The sequence below is a fragment of the Sphingobium agrisoli genome, assembly GCF_041877245.1.
Classification (GTDB): Bacteria; Pseudomonadota; Alphaproteobacteria; order Sphingomonadales; family Sphingomonadaceae; genus Sphingobium.
Genome location: NZ_JBHDJI010000001.1, coordinates 690,841 through 707,052 on the forward strand (window position 1 = coordinate 690,841; position 16,212 = coordinate 707,052).

Sequence of the window (16,212 nt, forward strand, 5' to 3'; positions counted from 1 at the left end):
CCATGATGTTTCTGCGCGAACATGCCCGCCGCGCCTCGCGGCTCTCGGACTTCCTGCCTTGGGCGGCGTTGATCGCGCCCGGCATCATCCTCAACAAGGATGGCAGCTTCATGCGGATCGCCCGCTTTCGCGGTCCCGATCTCGACAGCGCCACCCAGGCCGAGCTGATCGCCACCTCGGCCCGGCTCAACAGCGCGCTCAAGCGGCTCGGCACCGGCTGGGCGATCTATGTCGAGGCGCAACGCAAGGAGTCGCCGGGCTATCCCGGTTCGGACGGTTTCGTGGACCCGGTCTCGGCGCTGATCGACGAGGAACGGCGCGACCAGTTCGAAGGCGGGGACGTCACTCAGCCAAACTTCACCAGCGCCTATTACCTGACCCTGCAGTGGCTACCCCCGGCCGACGACACGTCGAAGGCGTCGGCGCTGTTCTATGAGGGCGGCGCAGCTGGTGTCGCCACCGCCGCCGATCATCTCGACGACTTCGAGTGCGATACCGGCCGCCTCCTCGACATGATCGAGGGCGTGATGCCCGAAGCCGCCTGGCTCTCGGACGCCGAAACGCTGACCTACCTTCATTCGACGATCTCGACGCACGATCAGCGCATTGCCGTACCCGAGACGCCGATGCACTTAGACGCTCTGCTCTCGGATGAAGTGCTGGTCGGGGGACTCGCACCTCAGCTTGGGCCCAAGCATCTGCGGACCCTTTCGGTCACCGGCTTTCCGGCTGTGACGGTGCCGGGCATGCTCGACGAGCTCAACCGGCTCGGCTTCGCCTATCGCTGGACCACCCGCGCGATCTGCCTCGACAAGGTGTCGGCCCAACGGATGCTCGGCCGCATTCGCCGGTTGTGGTTCTCCAAACGCAAGAGCTTGGGCGCGATCATCAAGGAGGTGCTGACCAACGAGGCGAGCGTGCTGGTCGATACCGACGCCGCCAACAAGTCGGCCGAAGCCGACGCGGCCCTGCAGGATCTTGGCGCCGACATAGCGGGCTATGCTTACGTCACGACCACTATAACCGTGCTCGGTGACAGTCCACGCGATGCTGATCTGCGGCTCCAGGCGATCGAGAAGATCGTGCGCGGTCGCGACTTCGCCTGCATCGCCGAGGGGCTGAACGCGATCGAGGCGTGGCTCGGATCTCTACCGGGCAACCCTTATGCGAATGTCCGCCAGCCGCCGGTTTCGACGCTGAACCTCGCCCACATCATGCCGGTGTCCGCCGTCTGGGCCGGCCCGGATCGCGATGACCATTTCAACGCGCCGCCGCTGTTCCATGCGCGGACGCAAGGATCGACGCCGTTCCGCCTGTCGCTGCATGTCGGCGACGTCGGCCACACGCTCGTCGTCGGCCCGACCGGATCGGGTAAGAGCGTGCTGCTGGCCTTCATAGCGCTGCAGTTCCGCCGCTACCGGGAATCGCAGGTCTTCGCCTTCGATCATGGCGGCTCGATCCGTGCGGCGACGCTCGGTGTCGGCGGCGAGTGGCACGATCTTGGCGGCGCACTTGGCGGCACGGCCGCGCCGGTTTCGCTGCAGCCGCTCGCGCGGATCGACGAGCTCGACGAGCGTGCCTGGGCGGCCGACTGGCTGGCGGCGATCCTCGCCCGCGAAGAGTTCGCGATCACGCCCGAGGTGAAGGATCATCTCTGGACGGCGCTGGGCAGCCTCGCGGACGCGCCCGTCGAGCAGCGGACGCTCACCGGCCTTGCCGTGCTGATCCAGGCGTCGGGCCTGAAGCGGGCACTCGCGCCCTACACGCTCGCCGGACCCTATGGCCGGTTGCTCGATGGCGATGTCGAGCATTTCGGCGAGAGTGATGCTCAGGCGTTCGAAACCGAAGGTCTGGTCGGAACGACTGCGGCCCCGGCGGTGCTCGCCTATCTCTTCCACCGCATCAGCCGCCGCCTCGATGGCCGGCCGACGCTGATCCTGATCGACGAGGGCTGGCTCGCACTCGACGATCCGTTGTTCGGCCGCCAGCTCAAGGAATGGCTGAAGACGCTCCGCAAGAAGAATGCGAGCGTCGTGTTCGCGACGCAGAGCCTGGCCGACATCGAGGGCTCGGCGATCGCGCCCGCCATCATCGAGAGCTGCCCGACGCGGCTGTTCCTTGCAAACGAGCGGGCGCTCGAGCCGCAGATCGCCGGCGTCTATCGCCGGTTCGGGCTCAACGATCGCCAGATCGAGATTATCGCCTCGGCGACGCCTAAGCGCGATTACTACTGCCAGTCCTCGCTCGGCAACCGGCTGTTCGATCTCGGGCTAGGCCCCATCGCATTGGCCTTCGCCGCCGCCTCGTCCCGGTCAGACCTGAACGCGATCGGCGCGCTAGTCGAGCGCCATGGCGCGCACGGCTTCGCCGCTGCCTGGCTGCGGCACCGCGGCCTGTCCTGGGCCGCCGACCTTCTCACCGCTCCCACCCTCGAACCGCAGGAGGCGTTCGCATGACCCGTTCTCATATCACTCATCTGGCGCTGGGTGCGGCCGCGCTCGCGCTGGCCGTCGCCACGCCAGCCCGCGCCCAGTTCGGCGGGATCGTCTACGATCCCACCAACTACGCGCAGAACGTGCTGACGGCGGCGCGCAGCCTCCAGCAGATCAACAACCAGATCACCCAGATCCAGAATCAGGCGCAGAGCCTGATCAACCAGGCGCGCAACCTTACCAGCCTGCCGACGTCGGTGTTGTCGACGATCCAACAGGATATCGGTCGGACGCGGGCGCTGATCACCCAGGCCCAGCAGATCGCCTATCGCGTCGAGAATATCGATCAGGTGTTCAGCCAGCGCTATCCGTCAGGATCGCTCGCCGGGACGCCATCGGGCACGATGGTGACCAACGCGCAGACGCGCTGGACCGATGCGCTGGCGGCGTATCAGGATTCACTGCGCACCGGCGCCACCGTTACCGGCAATCTCGACGGGACGGCCTCGCAGACGAACACGCTGGTGACGGCGAGCCAGGGTGCGACTGGCGCGCTCCAGGCGGCGCAAGCCGGCAATCAGCTGATCGCGCTGCAAACGCGTCAGCTGGCCGACCTGACGGCGATGCTGGCGGCGCAGGCCCGCGCAAACGCGATCCAGTCCGCGCGCGCGGCTGCCGACGAGGCGCAGGGCCGTGAGGAGGCGCGGCGATTCTCGCAGCCGGGCACCGGCTATGTCGCCCAGAGCGTGGCGCTCTTCCATGACTGAGGAGGAGGCACCACGCCACGAGTCGCGGCTGCCGGGTTGGCCAGCATGGGCGCTCGGCGCGGTCGGCGTCGGCACGATCGCCGGCATGATCGGGCTGATCGCGCTGCGCGATCCCGCGCCGTCGGCACCGCGTTTCGCCGTAGTCGCGGAGGACGCGCCACCCGCACAGTCTGCGAGCGGCGATCCACTGATGGCGGAGCTATTGCGCTGCCGGCCGCTGCCGGCCGGCAGCACCGATGCGGCGTGCGAGCAGGCCTGGGAGGTCAACCGGCGGCGCTTTCTCGGCGAGACCCGCAGCTATGTGCCCCCGCGCGCAGCTGCCCCGTCGCCGGCGCCCGCCACTCCAATCGTGGAGCGCTGAGCGATGGAAAGCACCGGCGTCATCGATCGGTTTCTCGATACCTTCGCGCGCTACATCGATAGTGGGTTCGGTCTGATCCACGGCGACGTCGCCTTTCTGGCGAGTTCGCTGATCGTGATCGACGTGACGCTGGCTTTCCTGTTCTGGACGTGGGGCGAAGGCGACGACATCGCCGCCCGGCTGGTAAGAAAGACGCTGCAGGTCGGCTTCTTTGCCTTCCTGATCTCCAACTGGAACAGTCTCGCCAAAATCGTTTTTCTGAGCTTCTCCGGCATCGGTTTGAAAGCGGCCGGGTCTGGCAGCGCCGACGATCTTCTGCACCCTGGTAAGATCGCCGCGACCGGCATCGATGCGGCGCGACCACTCTACGATCAGGCGACAGCGCTGGCCGGCCCGGTCGGCATCTTTACAAATTTTGCGCAGATTGCGGTTCTGCTGCTCGCCTTCGCAATCGTGCTGCTCGCGTTCTTCATCATCGCGATCCAGCTGTTCGTGACGCTGATCGAGTTCAAGCTGACGACGCTCGCCGGCTTCGTGCTGGTGCCGTTCGGTCTGTTCGGGCGCACGGCCTTCCTCGCCGAACGCGTGCTCGGCAACGTCATGGCGACCGGCGTCAAAGTGCTCGTGCTCGCCGTCATCATCGGCATCGGCTCGACCATCTTCCACGAGTTCGTGCTCGACTTTGGCGGAACGCCGCCGACGCTCGAACAGGTCGCCAGCCTCGCGCTCGCCGCGCTTACTCTTCTCGGCCTCGCCATCTTCGGCCCCGGCATCGCCTCCGGCCTGATCTCGGGTGGCCCGCAGCTCGGTGCGGGCGCTGCGGTCGCCACCGGCGCGACCGTCGCCGGGATCGGCGCGGCCGCGACCATGGGCGTGGCAGGCGCTGCTGGCCTCGCTGGCCGGGCGGGCTCTGCCGCCGCCTCAACCCTCTCCCGGTCCGCTGGCTCGCCCCCCGCTGGCGGATCCTCGTCGGCGCCACCCGCTCCCCCGGCGCCAACGGGCGGCGCTCCGACGGTTCCCCCGCCGTCCGGAGCGCCGGGAGGTGGCGGCAGCGCTGGCGGCACCAGCAGCGGTGGTTCGAATACCACCGACTCGGATGCCGAACCGGCATCTGGCGGCCGCGAGAGCAGCTCGGCGCAGACGGCCAGCTCTCCTGCCGCGGCGCAGGCAGCGGCTCCCGCCTGGGCCAAGCAGCTGCGTCGCCGGCAAGCAATGGTCCAGGGCGCAACGCTCGCCGCCCGCACCCTGCGGTCCGCTGACCATCACGGCGGATCTGCTCACATCTCGCTGGAGGATCGCTCATGAACCCGTTTCGTCGCCCCTCATCGCGCTTCGGGCGCGAGCCCGTGCCCGAGACTCCTTATCAGCGTGCTGGTCAGGCATGGGACGACCGTATCGGCTCGGCTCGCGTGCAGGCGAACAGCTGGCGGTTGATGGCGTTTGGCGCGACCGCACTGCTGTCGCTGTCGGTCGTCGACAATCTGCGCCTGCGCTTCGGCTCGCATATCGTCCCGTATGTGGTCGAGGTCGATCGCCTAGGAGCAGCACGTGCCGTTTCGCCGGCGACGGCGGACTACCGCCCGACCGATCCGCAGATCGCATGGCATCTCGCGCGCTTTATCGAGAATGTCCGGTCCCGGCCTGCCGATCCGATCGTGCTGCGCCAGAACCTTGCTGCCGCCTACGACTTCACGACCGAACAGGGTGCCGCGGCACTCAACGACTACGCCCGCGCGGATGACCCGTTCGCCGATTTGGCCGACCGTCAAATCTCTGTCGACGTGAAGAATGTCGTGCGCGCCTCCGGCGACAGCTTCCGCGTCGCCTGGGACGAACGTCGCTACGAGCACGGCCAGCTCGCCGCGACCGTCCATTGGTCGGCGATCCTGACCGTTGTGATCCGCACCCCGAGCGACGCGGCGACGCTCAGCCGCAATCCGCTCGGCCTCTACGTCCACGCGATCAGCTGGTCGCAAGATCTCGGAGAATGACCATGCGCACCGTTCCCATCGTGATGCCGCTTCTTCTGCTCACGACGGCACCAGCATTCGCTCAGGCTGCACCGTCATCGGCTCGGCCGGTCGCCGCTGCGACCGAAGCGGCGCGGGTCAGCCCGCGTGCCGCAGGATGGCAAGGCGCGACGCAGCTGTTCGTCTATGCGCCGGGCGGGCTCTATCAGGTCTACGCCGCGGTCGGCCAGGTCACCGATATCGTCCTCCAGGAGGGCGAGACCCTGTCCGACACGGGCGCCGTCGCGGCCGGCGACACCGTGCGCTGGGTGATTGGCGAGGCGGCGAGCGGCAGCGGGACGGGCCGGCGCACGCATATTCTCGTGAAGCCGACCGACCCCGGCCTCAGGACCAACCTTGTCATCAACACCGACAAGCGGACGTACCATGTCGAGCTGCGTTCCACGTCGGCGACCTATATGGCGAGTGTTGGCTGGTCCTATCCTCAGGATGAACTCATCGCAGTGCGGGCAAGGATCGAAGCAGCAGCGGCGGTTGCCAATACGCAGGTCCAGACGGGGATCGATCCAGCGAAGCTCGATTTCGCGTACCGATTGTCTGGCGCAAACCCGCCGTGGAAACCGGTCGAGGTGTTCGATGACGGGGCCAAAACCTATCTGCTGTTCCCCGAGAGGATCGCGCAGACCGAGCTCCCGCCGTTGTTCCTGATCGGGGAGAAGAACAAGGCGGAGCTCGTCAATTACCGCGTGTCCGGCCGCTATATCGTGGTCGACCGTCTGTTCTCGGTGGCAGAGCTCCGGCTCGGCACGAAGCGCCAGCAGATCGTCCGCATCGAGCGGACGGGCCGCCGGGGGCAGCGGCTATGAGCACCGCTGACGATCTTGCCAGGGATCCAGCTGCCCGGCAGCCGATCGCGACGCGGGCGCCGGCTCCGACGCCACGGCGACTGTCGCGCAAGGCGCTGGTGACGATGACTGGGGTCAGCGCGCTCGGAGTGGCCGCCGCGCTCGGCTACAGTTTGACCCGTAGCCATCGAACCGACGCACCGCAGGAGACATTCTCCATCGAGCGCCGCAACACCGGTGCGCTGGCGGACGCTCCGAAGAATTATAGCGATCTGTCGCGTACCGCAGCGGCGGGCATTGGCGCGCCGCCCGTTCCGTCGCAGCCGATGACGCCGCCTGCGGGCGGCTCCGTTAGCGGTGTATCGAGTGCCACGAATAATGACCTTGCAGCCGAACGGCAGCGGCGCCGTCAGAGCCAGGAGAGCGCGCGTGGGAGCAAGCTGTTTGCTCCGATGGCAGAAGGCGCGCGAAACGCAACCGCGACATCGACGGCTGAGACATCACCCGCTCTTTCCGGACAAATACCAGGGACAGCGCCAGCGACACCGACGGGCGGGGACGCCCAAGAGCGGAAGGCGGCATTCGTGACGAACAGCAAGCGCGAGCCGACCGTGAACAGTGGAAGGCTGACTGCCCCCGCTGGACGATTTGTCGTCTCGGCCGGCTCTACGATCGCCGCCGCACTGATCACGGGGCTTTCCTCCGATCTTCCCGGCCAGGTCGTGGCGCAGGTGACGGAGGATGTGTTCGACAGCGCAAGCGGTCAGACTCGGCTTATCCCGCAGGGTACAAGGCTGATCGGCGCGTATGACGCGCGTGTCTCCTACGGACAGTCGCGGGCGCTTGTCGTATGGACGAGGATGATCTTTCCGGATGGCCGCTCGATCGATCTCGACCGAATGATCGGCACGGACGCTGGCGGCCAGTCGGGCTTTACCGATCGTGTGAATAAGCACACGGGCAAGCTTCTGATGGCGGGCTTACTGTCGACCCTGTTCGGTGTGGGCGCCAACGCCGCGACCGCCGGCGGGGACAATGCCGATATCGCGTTCGCGATACGTGAGAGCGCCGGTCGGTCCGTTGAGAGCGCGGGAGACAAGATCATCAGCCGTCAGCTTGATGTGCAGCCCACAATCACGATCCGGCCGGGCGCGAGAGTTCGGCTATTGATCAGTCGAGATTTGATTTTGCCCGTGCTCAATGAGCCTGGGTCGCGGCTATAATTCCCAATTTGGAATTTTCTTCTGCCGCCATGTGCAAGGCTTCGATCGCGTGGTCGAGGTAGATAACGACCATTTCTTCCGTCGGCCAATTCAGGAGCCCTCGTGCCAGACTGATCAGGCGCTCCACCTCAGCGTGGCGGCGGCACTGTGCACGTGGTGGTATGGACATGGTCGGTCTCGTTCATCTGCTCTGAGTGTCACACCATAACGAATCGGAACGATCGTTCCTAGAACGATCGTTCCGACGGTGTGATTCACTGAACAATGGATCTCAAGGACGTCCTTTCGACCAATTTGCGCAGGATTCGTAACGAGACCGGGCGTACTCAGGAAGAAATGGCCCATCTTTTGGGCATCTCCGCGCGCTATTTGGGATCGATAGAGAGGAATAAGGTATCGCCGAGCGTCACGTTGCTAGGCACGTTTGCCCAGTCGCTCAACGTGGACCCCTGCAGCCTGATCAGTCCGAAGCACGTGAAGCGCTGACAAATCCCCGGCGTTGCGCGTTGCGGCGCACAGAAGCGAGGAGATGGTGGCGCAACGGATTGCGGTCTTGGTGTGGCCAAAGTGCCTCGATCCAAAGCGCCGCATTTTCTTCTTCGATTGGGAGATGGCGCACGCCGGGGTGAGGCAGTGTGGCTGACGCGAGCAGAAGCGTCGCGCGTAACCCGCGCCGGACAAACTCCACGAGTGTACCTCGCGAGACATCATGAAGATCGCAATCGAAGGGCAGGTCACCCATTCGTGCCGCGAGCGCTCGATAGTCGGTAAGGTCACCTTGATTGGATTTGAGCATAAGAGGCACAAGAGAGAGATCGGACCACCGGACATTCGCCGCAGCAGAGAGGACATGTTGTTCCGGTAGGGCGACCACGAGTGGTTCTTGCCAAAGCCTCTCCTGGACGTTTGCGCTTGCGCCTATCTCCGGGTGGAGGGGCGAAAAAATGATATCCAGACTGCGCTCATTCAGCTGGCGGTAGAGTTCGCCCGGTGTACCTTCCACAAAGCGGAGCGCCACGCCCGGCTTGGCTTGGCTCATCTCGGCGATGGCGTCACCTACAGGGCCATACGCGAGCGCGGGATGAAAACCGATGTTGAGCGACCCGCTCTGGCTGCGAGACGTTGCGATTGCGCGCTCGATCTGTTGATCGACGGTAAAGAGCAACAGCTTAGCTTTGGGCAGGATTGCGCGGCCGACCGGCGTAAGCGAAACAGGAGAGCCGCGGCGCCTCTCAAATAGATCGCCGCCATAGATTTCTTCTAGGCGCGCGATGGTCTGACTGACCGCAGGTTGCGAGACGCCCAAGTGGCGCGCAGCCTCAGCAAAACTGCGGGTTTCTGCAACCTTTAAGAATACCTCAAGCTGATTGAAGTCCGGCCGAGTGGAACTATTTCGCCGGGGAGCTTTGCCATCGATGTGCAGATGAGCATTTGCCACTTTCGGACTAACTCTTAAGCTCGATCACGCGTCATCCGTCCCTTTGTAAAGAGCGCCGGCTCGCCGCATGCCCGCGCTTAGCCGATTCTCGGCTTCATTGCTTGCGATGAGACGGACGCGGTTGGGAGCATCTTTAGCGAGTGCCTAATTCTGATTGATCCATTCCGATATCAGGTCGGCGATTTGGAGATTGTTTTTATCCTGCATGAGCATGTGACTGTTGCCGTTTATACCTATAGCAGGCGGGTGAAGCATTTTAGCGTTCCCGCCCACGGCGTTGACTCGGGCAATGAAAGTCTCGCAATCCTTGAAAAAGGGGAGCCAATTCGGACCGACGCTCTGCGGCACTTCCAGATGATCGCCGAACACAACCAAGATTGGCAATTTTGCAAGTCGGCGGATTTGCTCGTCGGAATAGCCGGACGAATTGCATCCTGGCGGCTCCACGGCGATCAGGCTCCTAATTCCCCGCGGGTCAAGGAGCGCAGTTTCGAAGGGAAACCGCCCTGCCTGCGAGTGGCCAAGCAAGATCACGTTCTCCAACTTGCGGGAGAGCTTCGATAGCGCCGTGTAGTTCGGATCGTCGAATGGGAAACTTTGCGCAAGGTCAGGAACCGCCTGCATCGCGAACGATTCTGCGGCCTCCACGGGAAATTGCGTGTCGTCGAACTTGACGCCTGCCTTTGGTCCAGCGCGGAAGCGAACCCAAGCAATGTCGGTCGCTACGCGTCGTAGCAATGGCTGCGACCCGGGCTGTGACAAGCCTGCGCGAACATCGTTGAAAGGCGCCTGATTGAAGCCCGAGCGTCCTCGCCCGACCTGATCAACGAGGTAGCTGGGATAACCCTTACGAGCAAAATACTCGTACCAACCCATGCGTCCATCTGGCGTCGTCTCGAAGCTCGCACCGGTTAGAGTGGCTCCGTGCACCATGACGATAGGTGGCTTCGTGTCGCCATGCGGCACCATGTACTGCACGTACATTTGATCGATCGCGATCGGGCCGCCGTCGTAGAGGCCTACCTGGGTAGTGGTTTGCACGATCGTTCGTCCGCCGACAAAGAAACTGCCGGTCGCATCTAAAATAAGTGGGTTGGTTGCATGCGCATCGGTGTCATTTTGCGCTTTGGTGGCCTCGGTCACGGAAAACACCCCTACGAAAATCATCACATACAGCATGATGAAGCGGAAATCGTCGCGCGACATCTTGGACTCCATAGGGCGCCTGGAGAAGGTACGAAAAATCCGAAGTCAGCGGCGAGCAGTGCTGATAGCTTGAGTCCAAGATTGGGAAGATCGATATCTCATCATTTGAGCTTGCCCTGTCGCCGAGCGATAGATTCCGGCCCGAAGAAGGTCAGCATGGCGGTGTACAACGCAGCCGCACGACCCGGTCCATTATGGATCCGCTCCGGCAGAATACGTGCGTGCAGATCCAGTGAGGGGTAGCGGCGAAGTGTCAGTATTTCGGCCATGCGCGCCATACTGCTTGCCGCACCAAGACCAGATATTGATCCGCCTTGGGTGATTTCTCCTTCTCCCGCACTCAAGAATAGCCCAGCCACAAGATCCTTGTGGGAGGTAGCATAACGATCTTCGCTGATGAAAAGAGCGCCGTCGTCGGCATTTACTCCAGGACTTGCGCAGATGTAGTGGGAGAAGGCGGAGGGAGTTGCAAACAACGCGTGCAAACAAAACGTTCCGCCGAGTGAAAATCCAAATAGAACGTTCGTGTCCCCAACGCGATATCGGGCGGCAATCACACTGCGTATATTGCCGCTGAGAAACTCTAGGAACCGATCGGCATTCCATGCCCCCCCTAGGCCTGGATTCTTGATCTGGCTAAACTGCTGAGTGAACTTAGCGCCCGACGTCGTCGTGTATAGCGCGCCTCCAGGACCAGTATACCTGTACGCAGAGGGACCAGAGTCGGTAAAATCATAAGAGCGTCTGGAAAGAAATTGCGCTTGGTATGTTCTTGGCACTCCGACGCCCACGATGATAAACTCTGGAATTTGTCCCGAGGCAGAGTTTAGGGTTTGTACCGCTTCATCAAACTGGACGCTCCCGTCGGTTACCCATAGCACGGGATAAGACTTCTTGGATGTCGCATAAGATGGCGGGAGAGCCACGCGGATTTCGTAGTCCCAAGAGCTGTTGGTGGGACGTAATAGAAATGGGGGCTCGATCTCGGCATCCGAGTCGGAGCTTCGAACCAGCGAGGGCGCGGCGGCCTGGACCGTTTGGTCAGTTGTTAGAACCCGCGCATGAGCCGCGCTCATCGCACCGCCATAGATACTGACTATCAGCGCGCAAATCCCGGCTCGGTGTGCGGAGAAAGGTTTCGTATTCATTCGGTCCGCCTTTCGGTGCGGGATCCGCCTTCGCCATCGCGCATGGCGAATGTCGACGCCGACCATGGCGCGGCCTGCCGAGGCAGGCCTATGGCAGACCTATGGGTCGATTTCCCGGCACTTGGAGCATCTGGATCATTGCGAAGGAAGCGCGCGAAAACCCTTTGCCCGCTCAGCGGGAACGGCGAGGCAGAAGCAACTATCATCGCGCCAACGGCAGGTCGATGTAGCTCTGGCCCGGACCTGACACTACGACTTTCTGGGTCGCCTTCACATAGTCCGCCGGCTTGGCGAAAAATATGTTGGGCACGAACGTCTGCGGGTTCCGATCGAACACAGGAAACCAGCTTGATTGCACTTGAACCATGATACGATGTCCCGGCAGAAAGACATGATTGGCGTGTGGGAGAGCGAAGCGATAGGCTAGAGGGGCGTTTGCCTTGAGCGGTTTGGGCTCGCTGACCGACTCTCGATATCGACCGCGGAAAATCTCCATCGCTATGCCTAGCTGGTAGCCTCCCATGGCCCGATTGAGCGGAGTCTGATCAGGATAGACATCGATCAGCTTGACCACCCAGTCGCTGTCCGTGCCGCTCGTCGAGGCCGTCAGATGCACGACGGGTTCGCCCGCGATAGTTACAGGCTTAGTGAGGACGTCGGTGGTGAAGGTGAGGACGTCTGGACGGGCCGCGGAGTTGCGTTGGTCAGAGGTGAGCCAAGGCTTCCAGGACTCGTGGAACTCATCGTGGACGGGTCGCGGAAGGAAATTCACGGGGTGAGCGGGATCGGAGATGTAATCCTCCGTTTTTGCGCCGCCGTCTGTTGCCGAAAAGCCCAGCTTCAAACCCGGCTGCAAAAAGAGCTTTGTCGTTGCCGGTGCCGCAGGCCAAGAGGGTAGTCGTTGCCACTCGTTGGTCCCGGATTGAAAGGCTGTGACTGGCGCCACGTCCATCGGTTCATCCTTGAGATAGTGGTTGAGAAACGGCGCCAGGACATGGAAGCGCCACCACTTGGCCGTGTCGTGGTCCCAAACGATATTGCCGGTGTGGCTACCATCACCGCTCTCTTGTCCATGGGTCCATGGGCCGAGCGTCAGGTAGACCATGTTGCCGGCTGTATCCTTCGGCTTTAGCGCGTTGTAGACGGTCATCGCGCCATAGGCATCGTCCCCATCCCATAGGCCGTGGACGACCATCATCGGCACGGTCAAAGGTTGATCGGCTAAGACCTTAACAAGGTTCTGAGACTGCCAAACGCTATCGTATGCGGGATGCTGGCTAAGTTTTCGCCACAGTCCGATCTGGTCCATGCCATGCTGCCGGCCCCATTCGCCCACTGAGCCCGCGCGTAGATAGGCGTCGTAGAGGTCTTCCTGATTCCAGTTAAATTGCGACGACCCATTCCGCGTGGCTTCCAGATTCCACGTTAGCGGCATTATCATTTGACGGAAGGCGCCATTGTTGAACAGCCCGCTTGCGCGCCAAGTGTCCGCCGTCCCGTCAATATCAACTACGACTTTAAGCGCCGGGTGCGGATGGTCCAAAGCAACCAGTGTCCCGTGCCCATCGTAAGAGACCCCGATCATACCGATGCGCCCATTGCTTTCGGGCACGTTCTTCGACAACCAGTCGATTGTTTCGTAGGCGTCGGAAGCGTCAGCAGCATTATTATGCAGCACAAAAGCGCCACCCGAGCCGTTCATTCCGCGAATATCTTGGATGACGCGAATATATCCCTGAGAAACGATGAGGTCCGGCATGTTGCGATAGCCGTCGAGAACCATCGCCAAATTTCCGCTATTGGCATACCTAGTAGATGCTTCAGCGTTGTAGGGCGAGCGAGTAAGCAGAATTGGCGCATCTTTTGCGCCTTTGGGAATTAGAATTATCGTATGAAGTTTCACGCCGTCGCGCATTGGGATGTCGACCACGCGACGCTCGTAGTTCCAACCCTCTGTCACGGGCTTGAGGACGGCAGGCCGTTCATCGTCGGCAGTTTGCGCAGAGGCGAAACCACCCGAACATGCTCCAAAAATCGTTGCGAAAATCGCGGTAAGCTCTGCAAACTTGCGCCCGCTTTGATTGCGCCTTTTAGCTCCTGGCATGCTCCAGTTCCCCTATTGTTTGGCGTTCGCAAGACGCGCAATGCCTACTTTGGAAACCGGAACTATGATGGACTGCAGGCCTTCGTTCCAAGACAGAAATCCAGAGCGGCTATTCTCCTGAGTTATAGGCTTGAAGGTTGTCTATCGATTCGGCGGGCGGGAACGACGGCTTGCCAGGCATCGCCGCGAGAGATGATTGACGCAGCCACTTTCAAGCCACAATCCCGGAGGCGGCGGCATGCCGGCCCATTCCACTCTCACGTGAGGAGGCGCGGCTATGTGCCCCCCGCGAAGTCGAGTTCGACGAAGATGCAATATATAACCCTATAGAATAGGATCCTCGGATTTCGGCCTTGGTGTGACATATTTTGGTCCATTATGTTTCAGGTTGGAGGGCGCCAAATGCGTCTCGGAACCTGGAAAAGGGGGGCAATGAGCATGTCAAAGCAGTTAATAAGCAGCCGCAACGGGGGGCTTTTCTCCAGCGTCTCGGTCCTTGCCGCAATTATTGCAACTTCGCTGTCGGCTTCGGCTCAGGCGCAGTCGGCTCAAGCTGCCGGTACGACGTCAAGTTCAGCTGATGAAACTACGACCGGCGAGATTGTCGTCACGGCGCAGAAGAAGACGGAGCGTCTGCAAGACGTGCCTGCGGCGGTTTCGGTGATTTCCGCTCAGTCGCTCACCGAGTCGAACAAGACACGGTTCCAAGACTATTTTGCTCAGTTGCCGAGCGTAAGCCTCACGCAGACGTATCAGCAGACGCCCGGCATCGCAATTCGTGGCATTGGACAGATCGGCGGCAATCCGCTGGTTGGCGTTATCGTTGACGACGTGCCATTCAATGCCTCGGGCGGTGCCGGCCTTTATGGAACGATTATCCCGAACATCGATCCGAGTGACCTGCAGAGCGTCGAAGTTCTGCGCGGACCTCAGGGCACGCTCTATGGCGCCAGCAGCATGGGCGGTCTTGTCAAGTTCACGACCAACCAACCATCTACGAGCGCGTTGAGTGCTCACATGGAGGCTGGGCTAACGACCACGAAGAACGCCAAATCCGCCGGTTACACGTTTCGGGCGGGCGCCAACGTCCCGCTATCCGACCAGTTGGCGATCCGCTTCAGCGGATTTTCGCGGGAAGACCCAGGATATATCGACAACGTCGTGACTGGGGAAAAGGGTGTCAACCTGACGCGGGCAGACGGGGGGCGAGCGGCGATCCTGTGGAGGCCGTCGGACGCCTTCTCCGTGCAGTTGAGCGCTCTCGTCGATCACACTCGGTCGAACGGGTCGGCGAATTCCAATGCGGGCCTCGACCGCCTTCAGCAGAACAATGCTCCAAAGGGCGGTTCGTTCGATGACCTGCATCAGGTCTACAGCGGCACTATCAAAGGGAAGCTAGGCGGCATTAATATCACTTCGGTTACCGGCTACATTTCCAGTGTGAACGATCATTCCGCCGACTACTCCCCCTTTTACGGCGCCATCACGAATACGGGCATACCGTCCAAGGGGTTTCCCGGGTTCGGCTCGCCCTATGTTATTTCGTTCAACCATCGGGTCTTACATAAATTCAGCCAAGAGCTGCGACTGGACGGTAAGATCGGCGACAGCATCGACTGGCTCGTCGGCGGGTTCTACGACCACGAAACCGGCGGCCGCTTCCAGGATGCTGATCCAACCAATGCCTTCGGCGCGCCCATCGGCAACTGGATTACTATCCAGATCCCGACAAAGTATCGCGAGTATGCTGCTTTCGCCGATGTAACCGCCCACTTCGGAGAGCGGTTCAAGATCCAGGTCGGAGCTCGCGAGAGTCACAATGACCAAACATTGAGCCAGGTTACCTCGGGTATCCAGAACACCCTCCTGGGGGGGCAGACAAGTCTGACGGTCATCGCGCCACCAGTCTCTTCCCACGAAAATGCGTTCACTTATCTCGTGACGCCGCAATTCAATTTCGACCGAAACAATATGATCTATGCTCGACTGGCGACCGGATATCGACCGGGTGGCCCCAACTTCAATGCGTCCGTCCTAGGACTGCCCCCAACGGTGGCCAGTGATAAGACGAAGAACTACGAAGTTGGTGCGAAAGGTGATTTATTCGACAAGCTCCTTAGCTATGATATCTCCCTCTATGATATTGAATGGACCGACATTCAGCAGAATGTGAGTGCGCCCAACGGCTTCGGCTATTTGGCGAACGGCGGCAAGGCGCGGAGCAAGGGCATTGAAGCCAATCTTGCGGTGCGGCCGACCCGTGGTCTTACACTTTCGGGATGGTTCTCCGTAGCGGACGCAAAAATCCTGACGGTTCCCTCGAATAGCACATTGGGCGCTCATCCGGGCGACAGGATTCCGCTCACCCCGAAATTCTCGGGCAACTTTTCGATCTCTCAAGCCTTCGAGCTTGGGAATGACATAGACGGCTCTGTTGGCGCCTCCTTGACCTATGTAGGCGAAAGGAAGGGGCCGTTCGGGAGCAATCCAGTGCAAGCAGTCTATCCCGACTATACGACGGTCGATTTGCATGCGGGCCTGAACCGCGGACCGTTCAGCCTTAGTGTTTACCTGAATAACCTGACCGATTCGAAGGGTGTAATTGGCGGCGGCGTCAATACGTTCCTGCCCAAGCAGATATTTTACATCCAGCCGAGAAATGCAGGTTTCACGATCGGGTGGAAATTCCGCTAAAGTAGGTTGTACTTCAAATCTCGG

At 61.5% G+C, this 16,212-nt stretch carries 13 protein-coding genes; 9 read left to right on the forward strand and 4 right to left on the reverse strand.

The annotated features are described in order from the left end of the window. Nucleotides 1–2: 2 nt before the first annotated feature. The 8 genes from trbE to ACETPF_RS03310 all read left to right on the forward strand — a co-directional run bounded on the left by trbE (nucleotide 3) and on the right by ACETPF_RS03310 (nucleotide 8,084). Nucleotides 3–2,456 carry a conjugal transfer protein TrbE gene (gene trbE, locus ACETPF_RS03275; protein ID WP_373932826.1) on the forward strand — a complete coding sequence of 818 codons (2,454 nt, stop codon included), beginning with the start codon at nucleotides 3–5 and terminating at the stop codon, nucleotides 2,454–2,456. Beyond that, entirely contained in the window at nucleotides 2,453–3,199 is a 747-nt protein-coding gene (gene trbJ / locus ACETPF_RS03280) for a P-type conjugative transfer protein TrbJ (RefSeq protein WP_373932827.1), read from the forward strand. Before trbE ends, trbJ begins: the two co-directional genes overlap by 4 nt. Further along, a complete protein-coding gene (gene trbK-alt / locus ACETPF_RS03285; RefSeq protein ID WP_373932828.1) occupies nucleotides 3,192–3,560 on the forward strand; it encodes a putative entry exclusion protein TrbK-alt in 369 nt (122 codons plus the stop codon). Before trbJ ends, trbK-alt begins: the two co-directional genes overlap by 8 nt. A gap of 3 nt (nucleotides 3,561–3,563) precedes the next feature. Next, nucleotides 3,564–4,865, forward strand: coding sequence for a P-type conjugative transfer protein TrbL (gene trbL / locus ACETPF_RS03290; RefSeq protein WP_373932829.1), 1,302 nt, complete (start codon nucleotides 3,564–3,566; stop codon nucleotides 4,863–4,865). After that, a complete protein-coding gene (gene trbF, locus ACETPF_RS03295) occupies nucleotides 4,862–5,551 on the forward strand; it encodes a conjugal transfer protein TrbF (RefSeq protein ID WP_373932830.1) in 690 nt (229 codons plus the stop codon). The genes trbL and trbF overlap by 4 nt, the downstream gene beginning before the upstream one ends. Next, nucleotides 5,548–6,396 carry a P-type conjugative transfer protein TrbG gene (trbG, locus tag ACETPF_RS03300; protein WP_373932831.1) on the forward strand — a complete coding sequence of 283 codons (849 nt, stop codon included), beginning with the start codon at nucleotides 5,548–5,550 and terminating at the stop codon, nucleotides 6,394–6,396. Before trbF ends, trbG begins: the two co-directional genes overlap by 4 nt. Next, nucleotides 6,393–7,598: a TraB/TrbI/VirB10 family type IV secretion system protein gene (locus ACETPF_RS03305; RefSeq protein ID WP_373932832.1), complete on the forward strand. Its 1,206-nt coding sequence runs from the start codon at nucleotides 6,393–6,395 to the stop codon at nucleotides 7,596–7,598. The genes trbG and ACETPF_RS03305 overlap by 4 nt, the downstream gene beginning before the upstream one ends. A 264-nt stretch (nucleotides 7,599–7,862) precedes the next feature. Continuing rightward, nucleotides 7,863–8,084, forward strand: coding sequence for a helix-turn-helix domain-containing protein (locus ACETPF_RS03310; RefSeq protein WP_373932833.1), 222 nt, complete (start codon nucleotides 7,863–7,865; stop codon nucleotides 8,082–8,084). On the opposite strand, the gene ACETPF_RS03315 is transcribed toward ACETPF_RS03310, so the two are convergent. The 4 genes from ACETPF_RS03315 to ACETPF_RS03330 form a co-directional block, all read right to left on the reverse strand. Beyond that, nucleotides 8,059–9,036, reverse strand: coding sequence for a LysR family transcriptional regulator (locus ACETPF_RS03315; protein WP_373932834.1), 978 nt, complete (start codon nucleotides 9,034–9,036; stop codon nucleotides 8,059–8,061). The two genes, ACETPF_RS03310 and ACETPF_RS03315, sit on opposite strands and share 26 nt — an antisense overlap. 144 nt (nucleotides 9,037–9,180) lie before the next feature. After that, nucleotides 9,181–10,242, reverse strand: a complete 1,062-nt coding sequence (locus tag ACETPF_RS03320; RefSeq protein WP_373932835.1) for an alpha/beta hydrolase family protein — start codon at nucleotides 10,240–10,242, stop codon at nucleotides 9,181–9,183. 101 nt (nucleotides 10,243–10,343) lie between these two features. Continuing rightward, entirely contained in the window at nucleotides 10,344–11,390 is a 1,047-nt protein-coding gene (locus tag ACETPF_RS03325; protein ID WP_373932836.1) for an alpha/beta hydrolase, read from the reverse strand. Between the two features lie 202 nt (nucleotides 11,391–11,592). Next, entirely contained in the window at nucleotides 11,593–13,494 is a 1,902-nt protein-coding gene (locus ACETPF_RS03330; protein ID WP_373932837.1) for a CocE/NonD family hydrolase, read from the reverse strand. A 432-nt stretch (nucleotides 13,495–13,926) separates the two neighbouring features. Here ACETPF_RS03330 and ACETPF_RS03335 point away from each other — a divergent pair, with 432 nt between their 5' ends. Next, nucleotides 13,927–16,188 carry a TonB-dependent receptor gene (locus ACETPF_RS03335; protein ID WP_373932838.1) on the forward strand — a complete coding sequence of 754 codons (2,262 nt, stop codon included), beginning with the start codon at nucleotides 13,927–13,929 and terminating at the stop codon, nucleotides 16,186–16,188. Nucleotides 16,189–16,212: the final 24 nt, after the last annotated feature.

What these genes read in the sequence shown, in the direction of transcription:
- ACETPF_RS03335 (WP_373932838.1), top strand. Translation starts at nt 13,927, where the DNA reads ATGAGCATGTCAAAGCAGTTAATAAGCAGCCGCAACGGGGGGCTTTTC.
- trbE (WP_373932826.1), top strand. Translation starts at nt 3, where the DNA reads ATGATGTTTCTGCGCGAACATGCCCGCCGCGCCTCGCGGCTCTCGGAC.
- ACETPF_RS03310 (WP_373932833.1), top strand. Translation starts at nt 7,863, where the DNA reads ATGGATCTCAAGGACGTCCTTTCGACCAATTTGCGCAGGATTCGTAAC.
- ACETPF_RS03325 (WP_373932836.1), bottom strand. Translation starts at nt 11,390, where the DNA reads ATGAATACGAAACCTTTCTCCGCACACCGAGCCGGGATTTGCGCGCTG.
- ACETPF_RS03320 (WP_373932835.1), bottom strand. Translation starts at nt 10,242, where the DNA reads ATGTCGCGCGACGATTTCCGCTTCATCATGCTGTATGTGATGATTTTC.
- ACETPF_RS03305 (WP_373932832.1), top strand. Translation starts at nt 6,393, where the DNA reads ATGAGCACCGCTGACGATCTTGCCAGGGATCCAGCTGCCCGGCAGCCG.
- trbF (WP_373932830.1), top strand. Translation starts at nt 4,862, where the DNA reads ATGAACCCGTTTCGTCGCCCCTCATCGCGCTTCGGGCGCGAGCCCGTG.
- trbL (WP_373932829.1), top strand. Translation starts at nt 3,564, where the DNA reads ATGGAAAGCACCGGCGTCATCGATCGGTTTCTCGATACCTTCGCGCGC.
- trbJ (WP_373932827.1), top strand. Translation starts at nt 2,453, where the DNA reads ATGACCCGTTCTCATATCACTCATCTGGCGCTGGGTGCGGCCGCGCTC.
- trbG (WP_373932831.1), top strand. Translation starts at nt 5,548, where the DNA reads ATGACCATGCGCACCGTTCCCATCGTGATGCCGCTTCTTCTGCTCACG.
- ACETPF_RS03330 (WP_373932837.1), bottom strand. Translation starts at nt 13,494, where the DNA reads ATGCCAGGAGCTAAAAGGCGCAATCAAAGCGGGCGCAAGTTTGCAGAG.
- trbK-alt (WP_373932828.1), top strand. Translation starts at nt 3,192, where the DNA reads ATGACTGAGGAGGAGGCACCACGCCACGAGTCGCGGCTGCCGGGTTGG.